Source organism: Nostocoides sp. (assembly GCF_035343835.1).
GTDB lineage: Bacteria > Actinomycetota > Actinomycetes > Actinomycetales > Dermatophilaceae > Nostocoides_A > Nostocoides_A vanveenii.
The window spans coordinates 1-2,310 of sequence record NZ_DAOQZV010000351.1 but is presented as its reverse complement, the minus strand read 5'-3'; the positions used below and the strand labels follow the sequence as shown (position 1 = coordinate 2,310).

General features: G+C 65.2%; 2 protein-coding genes. One reads left to right on the top strand and one right to left on the bottom strand.

All coding sequences use genetic code 11. The features are described 5' to 3' along the window. On the bottom strand, positions 1–633 hold a 633-nt coding region (locus tag PKH97_RS15980), incomplete at its 3' end, for a hypothetical protein (RefSeq protein WP_324388602.1). Between the two features lie 854 nt (positions 634–1,487). On the opposite strand from PKH97_RS15980, the gene PKH97_RS15975 reads away from it, so the two are divergent. Further along, the coding region (locus PKH97_RS15975) for a type I restriction-modification system subunit M N-terminal domain-containing protein (RefSeq protein ID WP_324388601.1) at positions 1,488–2,310 on the top strand (823 nt) is incomplete at its 3' end.

Below are 2,310 nucleotides of genomic sequence, written 5' to 3'. Positions count from 1 at the left end.
GACGTCGCCGATCGTCCCGTCGCCTTCGAGGTACTCGCGGATCAGCCGCAGCGACCCGGCATACCAGGGCATCGGTCGTCGATAGGCATGAATCCACATGAGGTTGACGCGCCGCACGCGTGACCAGCCGCTGAAGACCTCATGCTCCCAACCGACCTCAGCACAGGCGTCCTTCGTTAGCCTGACCTTGAGCGTGAAGTCGTCGTCCTGCCGGACGGCAGGTCGGGCATCCCACAAGCGAATCGTCCCGTCGTCATGACGGACTAAAAGGTCGGGCGTGTGCTCGAGTCGGCGCCCGCGCCGCCTCGCCGCGAGACGCAGCGAGCATGGCTGAGCGACCAGCCAGTTAACGTCCAGGTGGCGGTCGAGCTCTCGTACAAGGTCATGCTCAAGCCCCGACTCCAGGCGCAGGTGGCCCCCCGTCGTCACGCTGAAGGCGTAGACCGGGATGTGCCCCGACCGCGCCTTCACCATCGGAGTCCTCGTCCTGCGGAGCTGGGTGACATCGGGCCGCTCCGCCCAGGGCCACACCGCAAGATCGGCGCCGACGTCGAAGAGCCACTCAACTCCCAGATCCGGTGCCAGCACCACAGGGGCTGGCCGCTTGCGGGCATGCGAAATAGACTCGTCCACGCGACGGCACCTTCGTTTCTGGGCAACAGATTCATCGGGACCGTTCGCCGAGGGGTGCCCGTTGGCGCGGGCGCCCCTCATCCATGTCCGGATGAGGCCCTCGGAACTTGTCCTGGGGGGAGCCTACGGTGACACGCCCGCAGGATCAAGCATTTGCCGCTGATTAAACGACACAGACGTCCACCATGACCGTCGTGACTTACTCATTCATCGAGGAGCAAGATTTAGTCAGGTGTAGACGTTCCCCAGCAAGCACCCTAGGCCGCCTCGCACCTCCTCCAACGTCGGCGCTGGTCGCGGCCACTCTGTCGCTTATTAAGCGTCGGTTCGGTGTGTTTCGTCTACCGTTACCTCATGACGGAGAAGCGGCGGCGGGATAGGGTCGAGTCAGCGCGTCTGACCAGCGCGTCACCGAACCGGCCGAGCGCCACCAACGCTCGGCGACAGGGTCTGACCAGCCCTACCAAAGGACATCCACCGGCCGTGCCTCAGCGCATCAACACCGCCGTCGCCGCCAACGACGCGACCGTCCCCGTCGTGGCGCGCGAATGGCCCGCGGCCGTCAAGCCTCTCGAGAGCTTCCTGTGCATGAATCCGCGATGCCCTGGGGCCGTCCGGATCACGCGGGAGAGGGCCAAGGGTCGCCCCCAGCTCTTCTGCGGTTCGAAGTGCCGCCGCGCTTACGACTACGAGCGCGCCCAGCTCCTCTCGGACAAGGAGCTCCTTAGTCTGGCCGTCGCCCGTCCCGGCGGTACCTTCCGAGAGCGGCAGCTCGTGGAGGCAGCTCTCGCCAGCGTGGAACGGTGCCTCCTGCACTACACGTACTCCGCCACGTCAACCCGTGAGGGGGATGGATGACCCCCGTCGGGTTCCAGGACAAGGTCGCCTTCGTCTGGAAGGTCGCGGACAAGTTGCGCGGCACCTTCAAGCAGCACGAATACGGATCGGTCATGCTGCCGCTGCTCGTGCTTCGCCGCATGGACGCTGTGCTCGCGCCGACGAAGCAGGCAGTTCTGGATGCAGCGGCTGGCATGAACGACATCGGGGAGGGTCAATCTGCCCTCCTCAAGAAGAAGGCCGGCCACCGGTTCTACAACACCTCACCGCTGACCTTTGCCAGCCTGTTGGGCGACGACAAGAACCTCGCGGACAACCTGCGCACCTACATCCGCAAGCTCTCCCCCGAGGCGTATGCCGTGATGGAGGCCTACGACTTCGACCCCAAGCTCGAGCGGCTCGACCGCGCCGGGATCCTGTATGCCGTTGTCGCGGACTTCGCCGATCTCGACCTCCGCCCGTCGCAGGTGAGCAACGAGGCGATGGGCTACATCTTCGAGGAGCTGCTGCGGAAGTTCTCCGAGATGAGCAACGAGACCGCCGGTGAGCACTACACGCCGCGCGAGGTCATCAGCCTGATGGTGAACCTGCTCGTATCGGGCGAGACCGCCAGGGAACTCACCGAGAACCCAAAGCCGGTCCGCACGGTCTACGACCCGGCAGCCGGCACTGGCGGGATGCTCATGACCGCCCTGCACCACATCAAGGACCTCAACCCGGCAGCGATCGTCAACGTCTTCGGCCAGGAGCTCAACGACGAGACGTGGGCCATCGCCCAGTCCGACCTGATGATGCAGGACACCGCGCCGGAGCGGATGCGCAACGGCAACAGCCTCACCG